Raw genomic sequence first — 21,024 nt, 5'->3', positions numbered from 1 at the left:
TTTGACTGTGTTGTTGTCGATTATCTTGTTTACCGCGCTGGGTGGTGTGCTTAGCGTGCTGGCTGCTGCGGTCTTTTTATTGCTGCCGGAACACAAGCAAAAGCATGTGCTGCCGCACGGCATCAGCTTTGCGATTGGGGCTTTATTGACCGGCGCATTTTGCGGCTTGATCCCGCACGCTTTCGAAGAAGTGCCGGTCGAGGATATGTCTAGCCTCTCAGCGACGATTCTAGCCGGCATCCTGCTATTTTTTGTGTTGGAAAAACTACTGGTGTGGCGGCACTGCCATTCTCACGCCTGCGAAGCCCACGGCGAAGAATCGCACGACCACCAGCATCACGACCACGGCCATAGTCATTCTGTCCAACCCGCCGGCCACCGCCCTGCCGGCATGTTTATCATCCTCGGCGACAGCATCCATAATTTTGTCGATGGTGTGCTGATCGGCGCGGCGTTTCTAACCGACGTGCAGTTGGGTATCGTCACCAGTCTAGCGGTGGCGGCGCACGAAATTCCACAAGAAGTTGGCGACTTCGCCATATTGCTGCACAGTGGTTACAAACGCGGCGAAGCTTTGTTTTACAACGTTCTTGCCAGCTTAAGCACGGTGGTTGGCGGCGTGTTGGCGTATTTCAGTCTGGGTGACCTGCATCACATCTTGCCCTACTTTTTAACTTTGGCGGCCTCCAGTTTTATTTATATTGCGGTTGCCGATTTGATCCCCTCTTTACATCAAAAGACCGACATCAAAACCTCATTGCAACAGATTGGTTTTATTTTGGCAGGGGTGGTGTTGATTTTGGTGATGCAGAGCATAGCGCATCGGTTTGAAGGCAAAATTGACGAGGGTAGAGTGGAGCAAACAGGTATTGTTTGATCCAGACTTTATAAGGTCACGATTCAGCTATCTCTTCGCCGTACGGACAAAACTTAGACTGCCAGTGCCGTGGCTTAGTAATCATAAGCGTCATCTCGCAATCGGCGGCTAATTTGATAAATGTTTTCGGTATCGAATACATTCGTGTAAGCAGCGGCTTGCCCTTCATGCTTGATATTGCAGCGCCGTTCGCCTTTACGCTTTTCGAGTATGTCTGTCGATACCGGCTTTTGCGTTAAGCGTCTGTCGTTTTTGTGCGAACGAATAAAATATTCTCTGACTTCGACGATTTTATTTTTGAAGCGCTTGCCATGCAGTTTTTTGATGGCAAGTTTACCGGCTTTTTCATCGTCAATAAAAATACGGCCGTGAAACGACAGCACATTGGTCTTGATATTTTTAAGACAAAAGATGTCCGTTTTCAGAATATTGCCAAGCTTGAAGGGAAGTAACAGACAAAACTTGAGGGCGGGGGCGACAAATTCCCCCAACTCGCTTTCTTGCGTAATAGACGGGATATTTTTAATAATCAATATCATAAAGACGCTCTGGTAGTACTTAGCTGTATCCCTCGGATGTTTAATAAGGTCTGGGCCAACACTCACTGCCCTCAATGCGGGAAACATGAAAATCAAGTTGCCGGACTGCTCCCATTGCCCGTAAGTTGATTGGCTTTGACCGTCTTGCTTGTCCTATATAGCGTCAACCAGTCGTTTTACTTTAGGTGCTGGAAACATAGTCCACGTTTCGGATAAATACAACTAATGTGACCTTTCCTTTTGGACAAACCACGTGCGCCGTTTTGCGATTCCTTGCCGCCCCCTTGTCTTGGGCTAGAGTCATCTTTGAACTTACCTATTAGAGCTAGAACGAAGCTAATGGTTCCAAGGCCGCGCTCTTATCCCGCCGATGAGCTGTTTGATATTTTTCTGCTTGCGATTTGGGGTTGTGTATAGGTGAGGCGTATTTCGGCAACACACTACAATCCATTCAATTTGTCCCGCAAAGCCGCGCCGCCGCAAAAAATAAAATAAATTTTTTGCAGCTTATAATCCCCAGGTAGTAGAAACGGCTTGAATAACTAATTGATTTTCCATAGAACGTATTCTGTTACTTGTCTCACAGCTATACAGGCTATCCGTTTCAATTTATATACAGATTAGTAGGTATTTAATAAGTCTTGCAAAGCCCGTTTTAATGGGTGTAAGGTTCGATATGACGGCATGAAAAACAAATTTGAGACTACAAAATAGCAACGGCTTGTGTAAAAAAGCAGCGTTATTGTAGTTAATTAGCAACGGATATTTGCCGGGGCTAAATATTATCTTTGTTCTATGTCGCGTTTAAAAATGACAGCGTAACAACTAGATACGCGTCTATAAAAATAATGTCCTCACCATGAGATTAGTTATGTCCAAATTTCCAATCGATCTTGGCGCTTATCAGCGCATCAGCTTAGATCCAAAAAACCCAACCTTGACCGATGCACAACGTGCCAGCCTGAAAGCCAACATTCAGTTGTGCCGTGATGCGATTGTCTATTTCACAGCCAACGGTGCAGCTCGCGGTGTAGGCGGTCATACCGGCGGTCCATACGATACCGTGCCGGAAGTCATGATCATGGATGCACTATTCCATAGTTCCAATGATTTTGTGCCTATCTTCTTTGATGAAGCCGGTCACCGTGTCGCCACCCAGTATTTGATGTCCACCCTGAACGGCGATTTACCGGCAGAACGCTTGATAGAATACCGTGCCGCACATTCGCATTTGCCGGGCCACCCGGAATTGGATTTCACCCCCGGCGTGAAATTCAGCTCTGGTCGTTTGGGCCACATGTGGCCGTATGTCAACGGCGTAGCCATCGCCAACCCGGCCAAAACCGTTTTCTGCTTGGGTTCGGACGGCTCACAACAGGAAGGTAACGACGCCGAAGCCGCGCGTCTGGCTGTGGCGCAAGACCTGAACGTTAAACTGATCATCGACGACAACAACGTCACCATCGCCGGCCACCCATCCGAGTATTTGAAAGGCTGTAGCACCGCCAAAACCTTGGCCGGTCAAGGCGTCACTGTGCTGGAAGGCGACGGCGAAGATCTGGACGATTTGTACAAACGCATTATCACCGCCATTAACACTCCAGGTCCGGTTGCGGTCATCAACCACCGCCCGATGTGCCCTGGCATTGTCGGTTTGGAAGGCTCGACCCACGGTCACGACGTTGTGTCGGTGAAAGTGGCGCTGGAATATCTTGAATCGCACGGCCAACAAGCCGCTGCCGATGCATTGCGCGAAGTCAAAGCACCGAAAAACGACGCGGTATTTTTGGGTTCCAGCGATAAATGGGATGCCAACCGCAACGTCTTCGGTGATGCTTGCGTTGAAGTGCTAGGACGCTTGAGCGAAGCGGAACGGGTTGCCAAAGTGCGGGTAGTGGACAGTGACTTGGAAGGCTCTTGCGGGCTGTTCAAGATCCATAAAGCCTTCCCGGAAGTGTTTATCTCCTCCGGCATCATGGAGCGTGGTAACTTCTCCGCTGCAGCCGGTTTTGGTATGGAAGCAGGCAAACAAGGTATTTTCGGCACCTTCAGCGCATTCTTGGAAATGCTGATGTCCGAAATCACCATGGCCAGGTTGAACAAATCCAACGTGCTGAGCCACTTCTCGCATTCCGGTATCGACGACATGGCCGACAACACCTGCCATTTCGGTTTGAACAATATGTTCGCCGATAACGGTTTAAGCGACGGCTACGAAACCAAACTGTATTTCCCTGCAGATCCGTTGCAAATGAAAGCGTGCGTGGAAAAAGTCTTCTTCGATCCGGGCTTGCGTTTTATCTTCTCCACCCGTTCCAAAGTGCCGACCATTCTGGATAGCAACGGCAATGAGTTCTTCGGCGGCGATTATAAATTCGTGCCCGGCAAAGACGAGGTCATTCGCGAAGGTACGGCGGGTTATATCGTCAGCTTCGGCGAAGCCTTGTACCGAGCCCTGGATGCCGTCGAGCGTCTGAAACAACAAGGCGTCGATGTAGGCTTGATCAACAAAGCGACCTTGAACGTCATTGATGAAGACATGCTGGCCAAAATCGGCAAGTCACCGAAAGTGATGGTGGTTGAATCCTTCAACCGCAAAACCGGTTTGGGGAGCCGCATGGGCACATGGTTGCTGGAGCGTGGCTACACACCAAAATACGCTTATATTGCGACGCATAAAGAAGGTTGCGGCGGTTTGTGGGAGCAATTCCCGCATCAAGGTATTGACCCGGCGGGCATCATGGCCAGCTTTTTAAAGGGTTAATCCTCCCTCTCTACTTGGGGCGCAAGGAAGCGCCCATATTTTTCTGCTGCGGTTTGGGAGCAACAGCCATTTGCAATCAGCAATTGCCGCCAGGCAAATTCGCAGTAAAACACTCAGCTCTCACCGGGACCGAGCCATGCCGACATTCCTTATTTCTAAACAGCGCGATGTTAGGCATGCGGTGCTTACCTATTCAATTACGGAGCAATCGCACTCAAGTTAAAGATTTCAATCAATCCCGACAAACAAAAACCGGATTCAAATCATTTCGACTGATTAACACAGTCCTACTCCAGGTAAACCATGCAAAAAAGAATTATCGGTGACAGTCGGCTCGACACAGCCTGTTTAATGACAGAGCAGTTGAATTTAGATGCACTTGTTGACGTTGAAGTCTCGTCCGAGGACCAGGAGCACCCTATCGAAGCCGCGCTACTGCCTGGCTTTAGCGGCGGGTGGAGGGCGGGCATGCCGGGATCACAAGTTATCCGGTTACTGTTTAAGCAGGCCCAGCCTGTGCAATGTATTCAACTGGATTTTTTGGAATCGGCTATAGCCAGAACACAAGAATACGTCCTTCGTATTTCTGCAGATAACGGACAGCTGTTTCGCGAAATCGTCCGCCAACAATGGCATTTTAATCCGCAAGGCTGCACAGCGGAGTCGGAACAACACGTTGTCGACTTGCCCGCGGTAAGTATTATCGAACTACATATCACTCCGGATATTAGCAACTCAAGCGCGTTTGCTTCGCTTGAAACAATGCGTGTATTTTGAGTTTTCGCCGTTAATTTTTAGGTTTGAAAAAGCCTTGGGAAAACCTGATACACCCTATAAAACCTATTCGGCCAGCAGTTTATTTTTCTGAAGATTTAACCATGTCAGCGCCCACACACAATATCCATCAATTAACCAAAAATACTATCGCTTTAATTCTTGCCGGCGGACGCGGTTCGCGGCTAATGAATATGACGGATTGGCGGGCTAAGCCAGCCGTACCTTTTGGCGGCAAGTTTCGGATTATCGATTTTCCCTTGTCCAATTGCGTTAACTCCGGCATCCGTAAAATCGGCGTGATGACGCAATACAAAGCCGATTCGCTGATCCGCCATATCCAAAAAGGCTGGGGATTCATGCGCGGCGAATTTGGCGAATACGTCGACATAATGCCGGCGCAACAACGCATAGACGAAACATCCTGGTATAAAGGCACTGCCGATGCTGTATTGCAGAATATCGATATTCTGCGGGCCCGCCGGCCAGATCATATTTTAATCCTGGCCGGCGATCATATTTATAAAATGGATTATGCGGCAATGCTAATCGACCACGTCGAAAAAAATGCCGACTTAACTATAGGCTGTCTGGAAGTATCGTTAAAAGACGCGTCTGCTTTTGGGGTGATGGACGTGGATGAAAATCGTCGGGTCAGAGCCTTTGTCGAAAAGCCTGCCAATCCGCCTGTCATGCCGGGTAGAACCGATACGGCACTGGCCTCGATGGGTATTTATATCTTTAATGCCGATTTTTTATGGCAGCAATTAATTAAAGACTCTCAAATTGAAGATTCCACCAACGATTTTGGCAAAGATATTATTCCCGCCGTCATCGACGATCATATTGTTAATGCCTATCCCTTTTTGGATTTACAAAGCGGTCAACAAAGTTATTGGCGGGATGTAGGGACGATAGATGCCTATTGGGCTTCCAATTTGGAATTAATCGGCGTCGAGCCGGATTTGAATTTATACGACACGACCTGGCCCATATGGACTTATCAGGAACAAACGCCGCCAGCCAAATTTGTCTTCGATGATAACGGCCGGCGCGGTCTGGCCGTGGATTCGATGATTGCGGGCGGTTCTATTATTTCTGGTGCAACCATCAAGCACTCCATGGTGTTCTCCAATGTCACGGTGAACGAATCATCGCTTATCCAAGACAGCATCCTGTTGCCGCAAGTACGCATCGGTCAAAATTGCCGTATTACCAAAGCCATCGTCGAGAAAGGTTGTGAAGTGCCGGCCGGCACGGTAATTGGCGAGAGTCTTGAAGACGATAAAAACAGATTTTATGTCAGCGAGGGGGGGGTCGTGCTGGTAACTGCCGAAATGTTGGGGCAAAAACTACATTACGTCAGGTAACAAGCTATGCAAAGCGCCCGTTTATCGGCTCGGATGATAACGGGCGTATAAGGCCTTAGCCGCCAAATAACTGGTGGTCGATTAAATCGCATAGGCAATGTGAAATCAACAGATGAACTTCCTGAATGCGGGCGGTGGAATAAGACGGTACGCGGATTTCGATATCGGCTTCGTTTAACGCACCGGCCAGTACGCCGCCGTCTTTACCGCTTAGTGCAATCACCGTCATGTCGCGGTCGTGAGCCACTTTCACGGCCTTGATAATATTGCCGGAATTGCCGCTGCTAGTGTAGACCAGCAAGATGTCGCCAGCCTGCCCAAGCGCCCGTAACTGCTTCGCGAAGATTTCGTCGTAGTGGTAGTCGTTGGCGATGGAGGTGATGGTCGAGGTATCGGTACTCAACGCTATTGCCGGAAGAGCGGGACGTTCGCGTTCGAAACGGTTGAGCATTTCCGAGGAAAAATGCTGAGCATCCCCAGCCGAACCACCGTTGCCGCATGTCAGCACTTTTTTATCATTGACCAAGGCCTCGACGATTTTTTGCGAGGCGAATTCGATCAGCTCGCACAAGCTGGCCATCGCATCCTGTTTGGTTTGAATGCTGTCGGAAAAGTGGGCGATGATGCGGTCTTGTAAACTCATAGTACTCAGGTTTGAAAAGCGTTTTTGATCCATTCCAGACGGTTGTCGCCGGATACAGCAACTACGTCGAAGCGAATCGAGACGTTGCTCAGGTTGTTGATTATGACATAGTGTTGTGTGGCAGCGACAATGCGCGCCTGTTTTTGCCGGGTGATACTGGCTAGAGCGCCGCCGAATTGCTCGGATTTTCGAAAGCGTACTTCCACAATCACCAGCGCCGCGCCGTCTTTCATCACCAAATCCAGCTCGCCCATTTTGCAGCGGAAGTTGCTGCACACCCATTCCAGGCCTTGCTTTTGCAAATAGGCCGAGGCTAATTGTTCGGCACTATCGCCCTTTTGCAAGTGGGCTGGCTTGGCTCTGCCGAATAACATGCTATTCGATAAAGCCCGAAGCGACCGGCACGCCGCCTTTAAACTGCGCACAGACCAGTTTGCGGGTAACGCGATTCTCGTTGTTTAAAGACAAGCGACCGGTTGCGCCGGCGTAAGACGATCCGGCCAACTGCGGTAATTGGCCGATGATGTTATAGGCATCTATGCCCAAAGCCACCAGTTTAACCTGGCTATCGCTGAGACTTTGCCAGGTATTCTGCACGGCTTGTTGGCTGAGCGCGCCAGTATAGGCGTCGGCAAACACCCAGGGTAAATCGCAGAAATTAATCTTGCCCAATTCGCTGTCGCGAATCGGGTTTTGCCGGCCGCTGTAGATATTCGGCATCGCATAAATCGACAATTCGCTGCTTTGTGAGTACTTCAGTTGCGGCGCCAGCTCTCTAGCCAATTCCGGGCTGGCGCTAACAAACAAGGCCAATGATTGTTTCTGACCATTCGCGCTGACGTTGGTGCTGAGCAAGGTTTTTACAATAGCTGCGAAATCGTGTTGTTTCGGATCATAGCTTTCCACTCCAACCACTGCGCCGCCGACCGCTTGCCAGGCAGTCATCAAATAATGGCGCACGCGTTGGCCTTGTGTGGTATCGGGCGTCAGCAGCACTGCGTTCTGTTGGCCATCGCGCTTGGCTTTTTGCACCAATTGTTCCGCGTCGTCTATCGGGCTAAGGCCGAATTGATACAGATTGGTTTTGCTCAGATTTTCCACATGATTCAGCGCCAACACGGGCACGGATAAGTCGGTGGATTGCGCCAGACTTTGGATTTGTTCTTTCACCAAGGGCCCGATCACCTGTTTGGCGCCGTCGCTGACGGCTTGCCGATAGATATTGGCTATATCGTCTTTTTCGCTGTCGTAATACTTTAACGGCATTTGCGGCGCGGCACTGGCGGCCAGACGATGGGCTACCGTTAATCCTTCCCTGATGGCTTTAGCCGCGCTGGCATAAGAACCGGAGTTGGGCAACAACACGGCAATGCTTGCGCCCGGAGCAGGTGGTTGCGCGGGTTGTTCCGGTTCTTGGGCTACTTGCTGAGTGACGGGTGGTGGATTCAGATAGGCTTGCAGATAATCCGCATTGGCGGGATGACCGGGATACATTTGCCGCCATTGCTGAATTTGTCCGGCTGTGTCGAAACTTGCCACATTGCGTTGCTTAAGAATTTTAGCCAAGGCCATCCAGCCGCTCAGTTCGTCGACAATGGGTGACGAACCGCTTAGCGTTTCCAGTGGCAACACGCTGAGCGCGTCCAGGATAGCGATGATGTTTTGTTTTTGTTGCTCGGGTTTTTGCAGCAGACGGCCCAGTTTAAGACGAGCCCTGACGCTGGGTAACACATCGCCCAACAGAGCATGTACGAAGGCGACGGATTGGTAATAAGCAATTTGATCAGCATCGGTGAGTATTGCTGGGCGCACGCCCTCTAGCTTTTTCAAGGCTTGCTCGGCATCGCCCATGCTCAACGCCACTTGAGCTTGGAGTAATTTGTATTTGCTGAATAACTCCGGTGGCAACTGTTCGGCGTTGATTTTATCCAGGGCTTTTTGCGCGGCTTGGCTGTCGCCGGCTTGCAGACGGGTGTCGGCATCCAGCAGATGCAGGCTGTTTTGATTGTCGGCCATCCGGTAACTGCGCGGCGGTTCGGCCGGTTTGGCTTTCCGGGCACTGGGTTGCGGGCGCACTTCCAGCTGGGTCTTGTTTTTGACAGGCTGTTCGCTGCAAGCAGCCAGTATCAACAGGCCGAAAAACCAGCGGTTTAAAACACGACGCGGCATAATGGCGGCAAATTTGCGATCAGACATAACACGGGGCCTGAAGAATAAATGTACGGAAAATTATACGTGGTTGCCACGCCAATAGGTAATCTGGCCGATTTCAGTTTTCGAGCGGTGGACATATTAAAACAAGTGGACTTGATTGCCGCCGAAGACACCCGCCACGTCAAAATGCTACTGCAACATTACGGTATCAATAAGCCGCTACAATCGCTGCATCAACATAACGAAGAACATGCGTCGCAAGGCCTGGTCGACAAAATTCGCGCTGGCCAGTCGGTGGCCTTGGTGTCAGATGCCGGTACGCCGATGATCAGCGATCCCGGCTTCCCTTTGGTGAAATTGGCCAGGCAACAAGGTGTGGATGTGTGCCCCATTCCTGGTGCCTGCGCACTGATCTCAGCTTTATCGGTGGCGGGATTGCCAACCAGTCGTTTCAGTTTCGAAGGCTTTCTGCCACGAACAGGCTCGGCGCGGCGCAGCTTTTTCGAAACTAAGCTCGCCGACAATTCAACTTGGGCTTTTTACGAGTCCAGCCATCGCATCCAAGCTGCGTTGGAAGATATGCTGACGGTATTTCCGGCTAACCATCAAATCGTCGTGGCCAGGGAAATCACCAAATTGCATGAAACGATTGTCGATGACGCACTGGCCAAGGTATTGGAGAAAGTCCAGCGCGACGAAAACATGCGCAAGGGTGAGTTCGTGGTGCTGGTAGCCGGACGCGAGCCTAGCGAGCAAGATGACGAATTAAACGACGAGCAGCGGAGGATTTTGGGAATATTGCTAACGGAATGCTCGACCAAAACCGCCGCCGCGCTGGCTGCAGAGATTACCGGCCAACGCAAAAAGACACTGTATCAGGCGGCGTTGGCGATGCAGGACAAGCAGGCCGGTTAATTTGCCATCAAACCCGGATATCGATACCGCTGTTCGGCACACTGGCCGACTCCAATAACTTCAGGGCGTTTTGCCCTTGTTGCTCCTGCATTTCCTTGGCTTTAACCAGCATGGCCACTTCGACTTGCTGAGCGGTTTTTTGGGTGGACATTTGCGTCGCCAGCGCGGCGATGGAAGAGACGGAATCAAGCATGACGTGGCCTCGTCGGGTTGGTTTAGGAAAGCGGTCGCAGTAAGGCAACGCGCGGGTACGCTAGGTTATCGAACAACAAGCCGATAACTTTAGAATATTTACAAAAATAGCCGCATACCGGCACTATGGATAAACTTACTCGCGACCTGCGGGGGCGTGGGGCGTAAACTATAATGGCGGGCGGAGCTGGATACATCGGCGCCATTTAGAATCGAGCTGCGTCCAAACAGTGCCGAACGAATTGGCCTTCTGGCACCGCAAACTATGGGCATTGGCATTTTTTGCTGAAAACTGCGTTTGGCAGGGTATCCTGGCAGCGTTACGGCAAACTGATTAAAGATTTTTATGACACATAAAGGCAATATTCTCGCCGTGGACGATACCCCGGCATCCTTAAAGTTGTTAACGGATATTCTGAAGGACGAAGGCTACGAGGTTCGTTCCGCTATTAGCGGTGAATTGGCCCTGAATTCCGCTCTGAAAAACCCGCCGGAACTGGTGCTGCTGGATATCCGCATGCCGGAGATGGATGGCTTTGAAGTCTGCCGGCAACTGAAGGGTAACCCGAATACTTGCGATGTGCCGGTCATCTTCGTCAGCGCGATCATGGATATCGACGAAAAAGTGCGCGGCTTTGACATGGGCGCAGTGGATTTCGTCACCAAACCTTATCAGCGCGACGAATTATTGGTTAGGGTACGCACTCATTTGGAGTTTGACCGCCTGCGCAACCACCTGGAAGAACAGGTGGAAGAGCGAACCCGTAAACTCATGGAAAGCGAGAAAAAGTTGCGCGCCGGCATGCTGGATTTCGTCACGGCGATTGCGGCCACTATCGAAGCGCGCGACCCCTACACCGCTGGCCATCAGCGCCGCGTTGCCCACCTCGCCACCGCTATCGCCCGCGGCTTGCAATTGCCGGAAGAGCGGATAGAGGGGCTGACCTTGGCGAGCGTGGTACACGATATCGGCAAAATTCGGATCCCCGCCGAAATACTTTGCAAGCCCGGACGGCTGGACGATTTGGAATTCAGCCTGATCAAGCGACACGCCGAGACTGGCTACGACATCCTCAAATCCATCAATTTCCCCTGGCCAATCGCGCAAATCGTCTTGCAACATCACGAACGTCCCAACGGCAGTGGTTACCCGTGCGGCCTAAAAAAAGGTGAGATTTTACTGGAAGCCGAGATTCTGGCGGTTGCCGATGTGGTGGAAGCGATGAAGTCTCATCGCCCCTACCGAGCCGGTTTGGGCTTGGATGTCGCTTTACAGGAAATTTCCGACAATCGCGGTGTGTTGTATAACTCCGAGGTAGTCGAGATTTGTTTAAAGCTCTTTCGGGAACGGGATTACAGCCTGCCTGCTTGATCGGCTCCTTACGCGTTTAGCCGCGCGCTTTGGCGAATGTAAGGAATACGAAGAGACCGTTTGCCCGAAACTACCTCAGGGCAGCCCGTAAACCACAACAGTCTTGTGAGTTCAGCTATGTCAGGTCAGCTTGATTTTCCAAACAATATCTCCAGGCGGCTGGTTGCCGGGGTGGTACTGCTTAATCTGTTGGTTATCGTCACCGTGGGATTTGCGCTGTATCGCAGCTTCGACAAATATCAACAGCGCGCCGAAATCACGACGCAGAACCTGACCAAGGTTATCGCGCAAAACTTAGATAGCCTTATCGAAAAGGTCGACTTAGGCGTGTTGGTGGCTGTGGAGGAAATCCAGCGGCAACAGGCTTTGGGGAGCGTTGATGCTGAGGCGCTGTCGGTTTTTATGCAGCGCTTACAATCGCGTTTGCCATGGGTTATCGGTCTTCGGGCTACCGACGAGCAGGGTTGGCTAGTCTATGGCGTGGATGTGCCTAAAGATACGCGGCTCAGCATGGCGGATCGACTCTATTTTTCTAGTTTGCGCGATAACCCGGCGCTTGGGCTATTTATCAATAAACCGGTGATGTCTTATGTCAATAAGGTTTGGGTGGTTAATTTTGCGCGCCGCCTTAACCGTGCCGACGGCAGTTTTGCCGGCGTGGTTTTTGCCAATGTTTCATTGGATAACCTGGGAAAAGCGATTTCCAACGTTGATATTGGCAGTCGCGGGGCGATTAACCTGAGAGATGCGGACATGGGCTTGATCGTTCGTCATCCCGTCCATGCAGAGCCCGGCAGCGTGATTGGTGATAAAACCATTTCGCCGGAATTTCGCCGGATGCTCGCATCCGGACACACCTCGGGTGTCTTTCACACGCCTCTCAGCTTCGACAATACCGCCAGGGTGGTATCTTTTCGCAAACTAGACGCCTACCCGCTATGGGTGAGCGTCGGCCTGGCTAGGGACGATTTTCTGGCGGAGTGGTGGAATGAAGTCCTGGAAATGGCCGGCCTGGTTCTTCTGTTTGCCTTGATTTCGGTTAGTAGCGCCCGGTTCATCGTCGGTGCGTGGCGAAAGCAATTGCAGGTTGCCGCCAAGTTGGCGGCCGAAGAGGAAAAGTTCCATACCGTCGCGGACTACACCTACGACTGGGAATATTGGGAAGGCGACGATCAGCAGATTTTGTATATGACACCTTCCAGCTTGCGGGTTACCGGCTATGCGGCCGAGGAGTTTATGGCCGATGCCGGGTTATTGCCGAGCATCATACATGCCGACGACCGGCACTTAATGACCGATCATCGCCACGATGTCGAGCATTTACGCCTCGCTGAAGTAGACTTTCGCATTGTCCGCCGCGACGGCGAAATACGCTGGATCTCGCATTGTTGCCAGGCCGTGTTCGGGGCGGACAATAACTACCGAGGCCGGCGCATCACTAACCGCGACATTACAGAACGCCACCTATTCGCCACCGAAATCAATCGGCTGGCGCAAGCGGCGGATCAGAATCCGACCGGCATCCAGATTACCGACCTTCAGGGCATATTGACCTATACCAACCACGCTTACACGCGCATTACCGGTTATACGTTCGGCGAGGCTTACAAAATGACGCCTCGCGCATTATTGTCCAGTGAAATAACTGCCGACGAATACCAAGCCTGCCAGGCAAAATTGGCAGCAGGCAAACTATGGAAATCCTCGCTGACCAATCGCCACAAAAACGGCGAGTTGCGCTGGGAACAGATCACCGCGTCACCGATTTACGACGAAGCCTATCAGGTTTGCAATTATCTTTATTTACGCACGGACATCACCGAAGCCAAGCGAACGGAAGCGGCCTTATACAAGCTCAATCGCGAGTTGCGCGCGATCAGCAATTGCAATCAGGCCTTGCTGCGTAATGACGACGAACCTAGCCTGCTCAAAGAAATCTGCCGTATCGTCTGCGATGAGGCCGAATATCGCATGGCGTGGGTCGGCTACTTGGAAAATGGCTATCCCAAAACAATACGCCCGGTGGCCTGGGCCGGTTTTGAAGACGGCTACCTGGCAGCCACCGATCACAGTTGCGGAGATCTGGCGGGGGCACACAGTCCCGCGGCGGCCGCCATTTGCAGCGGCGAAAAAGTCTATGTTCAGGATGTCTGCACCGATACGCTGATGGCTTCGGCACGAGACGCTGCATTGCTACGCGGCTATCGCTCGGTTATTGCCTTGCCTTTGGCCGATCAAAGCGCGGATATTTTCGGCGCGCTGACGATTTATTCAGCAGAACAAAACGCGATCACGGCAGCGGAGATTCGTTTGTTAGAGGAGTTGGCCGGAGATTTGGCCTTTGGCATTTCCGTGCTCCGCGATAAGGCTGAGCGTTTACGCACAGAGGAACATTTACGCGACTCGGAGGAGCGGTTGCGGTTGACATTGGAAGCCGCCCAGGTTGGGATTTGGGACTGGGATGTAAAAAACGACCAATGGTATGCTTCGCCGACCTATTACACGATGCTCGGTTATCCTGCTCGGACCGGCATGGCTGATCGGCGCGAATGGTTCGAAAGCGTTCATCCGGAAGATCAAGCGGAAGTCAGCGACAACATGAGCGCCGTGTTGTCCCCGGATTTCACGGAATATCAATATCAAGCGCGCATGCGCCACGCCGACGGCAATTATCGTTGGCAGTATGTGCGCGGTTTCGGTATTCAGCGCGATTCGGACGGCAAGGTCATTCGCATGCTGGGTATTCGCATGGACATCAATGATCGCAAGCAAAACGAGGAAGAATTACGGCGCTATAAAGAACACCTAGAAGATGAAATCCAGCAACGTACCGCCGACTTGATAGTAGCGCGCGATGCGGCAGAAGCGGCAAATAGGGCCAAGAGCGTATTCCTGGCCAATATGAGCCACGAATTGCGTACTCCGCTGAACGCAATTCTCGGTTTCTCGAAATTGATGCGGAAAAATCCCCAACTGTCGGACGAGCAAAGGCAAAACCTCGATATTATCAATCGTAGTGGCGAACATTTGTTGGCGTTGATTAACGACGTATTGGAAATGGCTAAAATCGAAGTAGGCCGTCTGCATCTGGAAAACGCGCCTTTCGATTTGGGCAATATGGTGCGCGATATTACCGATATGATGAGTGTCCGCGCCGCCGAAAAAGGCCTGAGGCTATTGATAGACCAGGCATCGCAGTTTCCGCGTTTCATTGTCGGCGACGAAGCCCGCTTGCGGCAAGTGCTGATTAATCTGGTGGGCAATGCCATTAAATTTACGCAGCAAGGCGGTGTTACCTTGCGCCTAGGCACCCGTAAAAATCGCATTTCGCATCTACAGATCGAGGTCGAAGATTCCGGTGTGGGGATCCCGGCGGCTGATCAGCAACGTATTTTCGAACCGTTCGTACAGCTAGGCGAGCAAAGGGATAGCCAAGGCACCGGGTTGGGATTGACCATTACCCGCCAGTTTGTGGAACTGATGGGCGGTACGCTTACGTTGGAAAGCCACCCGGATCAAGGCGCTTTATTTAGAATAGATTTACCGCTCGCCGAGGTGAATCAGGCGGATATTGCCGACCGCAGCTTCGATAAAGCAGAAGCCGGTGCCGTCATCGGCTTAGTTGAGGGGCAAAAAGATTACCGCATATTAGTTGTTGAAGATCAGCCTGAAAATCAGTTATTGCTAGCCAAGTTGATGGAATCGGTCGGGTTTTCCTGCAAGGTAGCCGGCAACGGTTCGGAAGGCATAGAGTTATTTCAAACCTGGCAACCGCACTTTATCTGGATGGATAGGCAAATGCCGGTAATGGACGGCTTGGAGGCTACGAAAAGAATCCGTGAATTGCCGGGCGGGCGGGAGGTCGTCATTGTTGCCGTCACAGCCTCGGCATTCCTGGAGCAGCGTAGCGAACTACTGGAAGCCGGTATGAACGACTTTGTGCGCAAGCCTTATCGCTTCAGCGAAATCTATGACTGTCTGGCTAAGCACTTGGGCGTGCGTTATGTCTACGAGGGCATTCCAGAACAAAACCGGCCAATCGCGCTATTAACGCCGGATATGTTAACCGGCTTGCCGGCATCGGCACGCGAGGAATTGAAAAATGCACTGGAGAGTCTGGAGCCGGAACGTATAGCAAATGCGATAGCTCTGGCAACGCCGCAGGATCGTGAATTGCGCAAAACCCTGGCCTATTTGGCTGATAACTTTGACTATCCGGCCATTCTGAGGGCTTTGCCCAGCTGATTTTATCGTTCGCCGCTTTGCGTTGCGATGTTCCGGCAGTTGCGATTTGACTACCGCTAAACCGATACTGCGTCCGGCATGCTGGCTAGTATTCGACTGTATCGATGGCGGTGCTAAACGCTTTTAATTGTAGGCTATCGAATGGCCAATTCAGTTGATTTTGGCTTTGGGCGTGCCACAACACCGGAATCAACAAACCATACTCCACCTGCCATTGCTCGTTGTCCATAATGTCCCGACTCATAAAATCCAGCCCGGCGGCTACCAATAACGCTTCCGCCTCTTCGCACAAATGACAGCCTTCGGTGCCGAACAGGATAAAATCCGTCATTACTTTAGCGGTTAATGGTTTAAATGCGCCGCCAACCAACGTTCTGCCACTTCGATCTTCAAGCCTTTGCGCCGCGCATAGTCCTCCAACTGGTCCTGATCGATCTTGCCGACGTTGAAATACTGCGAATCAGGGTGCGAGAAATACCAGCCGCTAACCGCCGCAGTCGGATACATAGCAAAGTTTTCGGTTAGTTCGATGGTGGTGTTTTCGGTGACGTTCAGCAACTCGAACAACTTGGCTTTTTCGGTGTGGTCTGGGCAAGCCGGATAGCCAGGCGCCGGACGGATACCTTGATACGCTTCCTCGATCAGCGCGTGGTTATCGTGTTGTTCATCTTCGGCATAACCCCAGTAATCCCGGCGTACGGCTTGATGCATGTATTCCGCAAAGGCTTCGGCTAGACGGTCGGCTAACGCTTTCAGCATGATGGAGCTGTAGTCATCATGATCTTTTTCGAACTCGGCCAGTTTGGTTTCGATGCCGATACCGGAGGTCACCGCGAAACCTCCCAGATAGTCGGCAATGCCGCTACCGATCGGAGCGATGAAATCGGAAAGACAGTAGTTTGGCCGACCCGGCGCCTTGACGTTTTGCTGGCGCAAATGGTGCAGCGTTTCGCGTGGCTGGCTACGGGTGTCGTCGGTATACAGCACGATGTCGTCGCCGTCGCTGTTGGCCGGGAAGAAGCCTATGACGGCCTTGGCTGTCAACCATTGCTCGCGAATCAGGTGTTTCAGCATCTCCTGAGCGTCTTCGAATAGCTTGGTGGCTTCGACGCCAACCACGTGATCGCTAAGAATGGCCGGATAGCTGCCGGACAATTCCCAAGTCTGGAAGAACGGCGTCCAGTCGATGTACCAAACCAGCGTATCCAGCGGGAAATTATCGACTACCTTGGTGCCGAGGAACTTAGGTTTAACCGGCTGATGGCTGGCGTAATTGAATTTGTTCTGCCGGGCTTTTTCCAGATTATGTTGTGGATTCTTAGCGTGTCGCCCCTTGTGACGCTCGCGCACCACTTCATACTCGGCACGGGTTTTTTCCACGAAATCGGCTTTTAAATCGTCGCTGAGCAGGGAGCTGACCACGCCGACACTGCGCGATGCATCGGTGACATAGACGGTCGGCGACTGATAGTGCGGTTCAATTTTTACGGCGGTATGCGCGCGCGAAGTCGTCGCGCCGCCTATCATCAATGGAATCGTGAAGCCTTGGCGTTGCATTTCTTTGGCGACATGCACCATTTCATCCAGCGACGGCGTGATCAGGCCGCTGAGGCCGATCACATCGACATTTTGCTCGCGGGCAGTTTTCAGAATCGTCTCGGCCGGCACCATCACGCCCAAATCGATGACTTCATAATTATTGCATTGCAATACCACGCCGACGATGTTTTTGCCGATGTCGTGTACGTCACCCTTGACGGTGGCCATCAGCACCTTGCCGTTGGTTTGCCGCTCGCTGCCGTCTATTTCAGCGTCCATAAACGGCATTAAATACGCCACGGCTTTTTTCATGACTCGCGCCGATTTGACCACTTGCGGCAGAAACATCTTGCCTTCGCCGAACAAGTCGCCGACCACATTCATGCCGTCCATCAAAGGCCCTTCGATGACGTGTAACGGTTTTTCTGCTTCCAGCCTTGCCGCTTCGGTATCTTCTTCAATGTAATCGGCAATGCCTTTCACTAACGCATGTTCCAGGCGTTTAGTGACCGGCCATTCCCGCCATTCCAGGGTTTCCACCTTGGCTGCCTGGCCGCTGCCGCGATATTTTTCGGCGATTGCCAGCAGTTGTTCAGTGCCCTCCGGCGTGCGGTTCAGGATGACGTCTTCGACGGCGTTACGCAGTTCTTCCGGGATGTCGGCGTAAATCGCCAATTGGCCGGCGTTGACGATCCCCATGTCCATGCCGGCTTGTACGGCGTGATACAGGAATACCGCATGGATCGCTTCGCGCACCGGATTGTTGCCGCGGAACGAGAACGACACGTTGGAGACGCCGCCGGAAATTAAGGCGTGCGGCAGAGTCTGTTTGATGATGCGAGTGGCTTCGATGAAATCGACGCCGTAATTGTTGTGTTCTTCGATGCCGGTGGCGACCGCGAAAATATTCGGATCGAAGATAATATCTTCCGGCGGGAAGCCGATTTGTTCGGTCAGAATTTTATAGGCGCGGGTGCAGATTTCAACTTTGCGCGCCATCGTGTCTGCCTGACCTTGTTCGTCGAACGCCATCACGATCACCGCCGCGCCATAACGGCGCACCAGCTTGGCATGCTTAATAAACGCTTCCTCGCCTTCCTTAATGGAGATCGAGTTGACAACACCCTTACCCTGGATGCATTTCAGACCGGCTTCCAGAATCTCCCATTTGGATGAGTCGAGCATGATCGGTACTTTGGCAATGTCCGGCTCGGCTGCCAGCAGGTTCAAAAAGCGCACCATCGCGGCTTTAGAATCCAGCATGCCTTCGTCCATATTGATGTCGATGATTTGCGCGCCGTTTTCGACCTGCTGTTTGGCAACGTCCAAGGCTTCTTCATAACGCTCTTCAATGATCATTTTTTTGAACACTGCCGAGCCGGTGACGTTAGTGCGCTCGCCGACGTTAACGAACAGCGTTTCCGGACCGATGCTCATAGCTTCCAGGCCAGCTAGGTGGCAGCGTTTTTCCAATTCCGGAATCCGGCGCGGCGGATATTTGTCTAGCGCGGCTACGATGGCCCGAATGGTATCGGGCGAGGTGCCGCAACAACCGCCGATGATGTTCAGATAGCCGCTGGCGGCCCAGTCGGCCAATTCGGCGGCCATTTGCTCCGGCGTTTCGTCGTATTCGCCGAATTCGTTCGGCAAGCCGGCATTAGGGTGAGCGGAAACGTAGGTATCGGCGATGTTGGACAGTTCTTCTATATACTGGCGCAATTCCTGGGCGCCTAGCGCGCAGTTGAAGCCGATCGAGATCGGTTGCACGTGCTTCAACGAATACCAGAACGCGGCAGCGGTTTGTCCGGACAGCGTGCGGCCGGAGGCGTCGGTGATTGTGCCGGAGATCATCACCGGCAGTTTGTAGCCGAGTTTGTCGAAGGTTTGTTCGACCGCGAAAATCGCCGCTTTGGCATTCAGCGTATCGAATACAGTTTCTATCAGGATGATGTCGGCACCGCCGTCGATCAAGCCTTGGGTGGCTTCGCTGTAGGCTGCAACCAAGTCGTCGAAGGTAATGTTGCGGAAGCCCGGATCATTTACATCCGGTGACATTGAGGAGGTGCGATTAGTTGGTCCCAACACGCCGGCAACGAAACGGGGTTTGTCCGGCGTTAACGCGCTGACTACCTCTGCGGCCTGTTTGGCAACCCGTGCCGAAGCGACATTGATTTCGTAAGCCAGGTCTTCCATCCGATAATCGGCCATCGCGATACGGGTGGAATTGAAAGTATTGGTTTCCAGAATATCCGAACCGGCATCCAGGTAGGCGCGGTGAATCGCCTTGATTACCTCCGGCTGAGTAATCGATAATAAATCGTTGTTGCCCTTAAGATCGACAGGCCAGTCGGCGAAGCGAGCGCCGCGATAATCCTTCTCCTCCAATTTGTAGCTCTGTATCATGGTGCCCATCGCACCGTCCAGAAACAAAATCCGCTGAGATAATAACTGGTGTAATCTTTGTGTGCTGTTCATACTGCCTGATGGTCGCAAGGGTGAATGTACGGTGGGCTAGTCCGTATTGTTATCAAACCAATTTTTGAGGGAAATCATGTCTAAACCCAGTCTATTGCATGTCGTAAAAAGCGTAATTGCCGCCGTGATCGGCGTGCAAAGCAATAAGAACAGAGAGGTTGATTTTCAGCATGGCTCTTTGCCTGCCTATATTGTCGTGGGGCTGATTGTGACTGTGTTGTTTATTTTAACAATAGTCAGCATCGTATCCGCAGTTACCGGCGGCTGAGGAATTTCGGTCGGTAACGAAGCCCAAGCAACCTTGGGCTTCGGAGTCAGCCTGTTTAGTTGCTGGAGGTTTTAAAGCTGTTTTTGATGCTGACGAACAACTCTTTGATACCGCTGAACAGATTGGCCGGAGTCAACGCTTGTTTCAAAATAAACTGACAACGAATCAAAGCCACGGCCAGCACACCGGCAAACGGCGGCAGTAATTCGAAGAAAACCGGCATGAACCAGCCGCCGGCACCTTCCTGGGTTTTTCTATCACCGACGCTGGTCAGGTCGCGATCATATTCGCCGCCGACATCTTTACCGTCCAAACCGTCGATGATCATGATGTTGATGTTGTAGAACATCACCTGAATGACCAAGAACACTATGGCACAGCCGGCTACCCACATCAGAACATTACCCGTTTTGGCTTTTATCAGGGTTTGATATACCCAGATTGCCGTCAAAATCATTATTACGCCACCAATCATCTCTATTCCCCTTGTTGTAACTGTTTTTATAATTCTCAAAATTCAGGTTGAGAAGGCATACTACCATAATCCACCTGGATGGCAATTGCGGTCGGATGTTTCCGCGATAGCCATGAATCGCTTGACTTTGAAGGTGGCTAAAGTAACATATGAAGCTCGACCGCCAAAGACATGGCAAATTTTATAACAACTAACTAAAGGTAGGAGGCACCCATGGGAGCGATCTTAGATTTAACAGAAATGCTGAAAGAACCGTCGGGCATGATTGGAGCGCTGGTTATCATCGCTGCAGGATACTTTTTTGTAAAATGGGTTTTTGCTGAGCCTAAAGACGAAGAGTAAGCTACACCCCTCGCTTACAAAGCTTTTCTGGAAAAAGCGGCTACGGATAGATCCCGTAGCCGCTTTTTTTTTGCCTGAAG

17 protein-coding genes are annotated in these 21,024 nt (G+C 51.7%); 9 read left to right on the top strand and 8 right to left on the bottom strand.

All coding sequences use genetic code 11. From position 1 onward, the window contains the following. Position 1: 1 nt before the first annotated feature. Positions 2-877: a ZIP family metal transporter gene (locus METH11B_RS0116230; RefSeq protein WP_026602920.1), complete on the top strand. Its 876-nt coding sequence runs from the start codon at positions 2-4 to the stop codon at positions 875-877. Between the two features lie 74 nt (positions 878-951). Here METH11B_RS0116230 and METH11B_RS0116225 read toward each other — a convergent pair whose 3' ends face one another. After that, positions 952-1,416: a hypothetical protein gene (locus tag METH11B_RS0116225; RefSeq protein WP_026602919.1), complete on the bottom strand. Its 465-nt coding sequence runs from the start codon at positions 1,414-1,416 to the stop codon at positions 952-954. Positions 1,417-2,287: 871 nt separating this feature from the next. Between METH11B_RS0116225 and METH11B_RS0116220 the strand changes: the two genes are divergently transcribed. From METH11B_RS0116220 to glgC, 3 genes are all read left to right on the top strand, one after another. Continuing rightward, positions 2,288-4,180 (top strand): transketolase C-terminal domain-containing protein, encoded by a 1,893-nt coding sequence (locus tag METH11B_RS0116220; protein WP_026602918.1) that lies wholly within the window; start codon positions 2,288-2,290, stop codon positions 4,178-4,180. A 303-nt stretch (positions 4,181-4,483) separates the two neighbouring features. Beyond that, the gene (locus METH11B_RS0116215) at positions 4,484-4,957 is read left to right on the top strand and encodes a hypothetical protein (RefSeq protein ID WP_026602917.1); all 474 of its coding nucleotides are present in this window, start codon (positions 4,484-4,486) and stop codon (positions 4,955-4,957) included. Positions 4,958-5,058: 101 nt separating this feature from the next. Beyond that, complete coding sequence (glgC, locus tag METH11B_RS0116210; protein ID WP_026602916.1) at positions 5,059-6,324, top strand: glucose-1-phosphate adenylyltransferase; 1,266 nt, start codon at positions 5,059-5,061, stop codon at positions 6,322-6,324. 55 nt (positions 6,325-6,379) lie between these two features. On the opposite strand, the gene METH11B_RS0116205 is transcribed toward glgC, so the two are convergent. The 3 genes from METH11B_RS0116205 to METH11B_RS0116195 are packed head-to-tail and all read right to left on the bottom strand — an operon-like array spanning position 6,380 to position 9,163. Continuing rightward, positions 6,380-6,967, bottom strand: coding sequence for a phosphoheptose isomerase (locus METH11B_RS0116205; protein ID WP_020483819.1), 588 nt, complete (start codon positions 6,965-6,967; stop codon positions 6,380-6,382). Between the two features lie 5 nt (positions 6,968-6,972). Beyond that, positions 6,973-7,341 (bottom strand): YraN family protein, encoded by a 369-nt coding sequence (locus METH11B_RS0116200; protein WP_020483818.1) that lies wholly within the window; start codon positions 7,339-7,341, stop codon positions 6,973-6,975. Position 7,342: 1 nt separating this feature from the next. Next, positions 7,343-9,163: a penicillin-binding protein activator gene (locus METH11B_RS0116195; protein WP_026602914.1), complete on the bottom strand. Its 1,821-nt coding sequence runs from the start codon at positions 9,161-9,163 to the stop codon at positions 7,343-7,345. Positions 9,164-9,184: 21 nt separating this feature from the next. Here METH11B_RS0116195 and rsmI point away from each other — a divergent pair, with 21 nt between their 5' ends. Next, positions 9,185-10,036, top strand: coding sequence for a 16S rRNA (cytidine(1402)-2'-O)-methyltransferase (gene rsmI / locus METH11B_RS0116190; RefSeq protein WP_026602913.1), 852 nt, complete (start codon positions 9,185-9,187; stop codon positions 10,034-10,036). A 7-nt stretch (positions 10,037-10,043) separates the two neighbouring features. Here rsmI and METH11B_RS0116185 read toward each other — a convergent pair whose 3' ends face one another. Next, positions 10,044-10,229, bottom strand: a complete 186-nt coding sequence (locus METH11B_RS0116185; protein WP_026602912.1) for a YjfB family protein — start codon at positions 10,227-10,229, stop codon at positions 10,044-10,046. A gap of 345 nt (positions 10,230-10,574) precedes the next feature. Between METH11B_RS0116185 and METH11B_RS0116180 the strand changes: the two genes are divergently transcribed. Next, positions 10,575-11,600, top strand: a complete 1,026-nt coding sequence (locus METH11B_RS0116180; protein WP_026602911.1) for an HD-GYP domain-containing protein — start codon at positions 10,575-10,577, stop codon at positions 11,598-11,600. A 117-nt stretch (positions 11,601-11,717) separates the two neighbouring features. Continuing rightward, positions 11,718-15,845 (top strand): PAS domain-containing protein, encoded by a 4,128-nt coding sequence (locus tag METH11B_RS27920; RefSeq protein WP_026602910.1) that lies wholly within the window; start codon positions 11,718-11,720, stop codon positions 15,843-15,845. Positions 15,846-15,930: 85 nt separating this feature from the next. Here METH11B_RS27920 and METH11B_RS0116170 read toward each other — a convergent pair whose 3' ends face one another. Together METH11B_RS0116170 and metH are read right to left on the bottom strand one after the other, a co-directional pair. Next, positions 15,931-16,176: a glutaredoxin family protein gene (locus METH11B_RS0116170; RefSeq protein WP_026602909.1), complete on the bottom strand. Its 246-nt coding sequence runs from the start codon at positions 16,174-16,176 to the stop codon at positions 15,931-15,933. Positions 16,177-16,187: 11 nt separating this feature from the next. Beyond that, positions 16,188-19,859, bottom strand: a complete 3,672-nt coding sequence (gene metH / locus METH11B_RS0116165; protein ID WP_026602908.1) for a methionine synthase — start codon at positions 19,857-19,859, stop codon at positions 16,188-16,190. 76 nt (positions 19,860-19,935) lie between these two features. On the opposite strand from metH, the gene METH11B_RS0116160 reads away from it, so the two are divergent. Further along, complete coding sequence (locus METH11B_RS0116160) at positions 19,936-20,127, top strand: DUF2970 domain-containing protein (protein ID WP_020483809.1); 192 nt, start codon at positions 19,936-19,938, stop codon at positions 20,125-20,127. A 55-nt stretch (positions 20,128-20,182) separates the two neighbouring features. Here METH11B_RS0116160 and METH11B_RS0116155 read toward each other — a convergent pair whose 3' ends face one another. Beyond that, complete coding sequence (locus METH11B_RS0116155) at positions 20,183-20,584, bottom strand: hypothetical protein (protein ID WP_020483808.1); 402 nt, start codon at positions 20,582-20,584, stop codon at positions 20,183-20,185. A gap of 231 nt (positions 20,585-20,815) precedes the next feature. Between METH11B_RS0116155 and METH11B_RS30010 the strand changes: the two genes are divergently transcribed. Further along, complete coding sequence (locus tag METH11B_RS30010; protein WP_020483807.1) at positions 20,816-20,944, top strand: hypothetical protein; 129 nt, start codon at positions 20,816-20,818, stop codon at positions 20,942-20,944. The last annotated feature ends 80 nt before the right edge of the window (positions 20,945-21,024 follow it).

The organism is Methylomonas sp. 11b, assembly GCF_000515215.1.
Lineage (GTDB): Bacteria > Pseudomonadota > Gammaproteobacteria > Methylococcales > Methylomonadaceae > Methylomonas.
The sequence above is the reverse complement of the archived record's forward strand: the minus strand, read 5'-3'. Positions and strand labels throughout refer to the sequence as shown.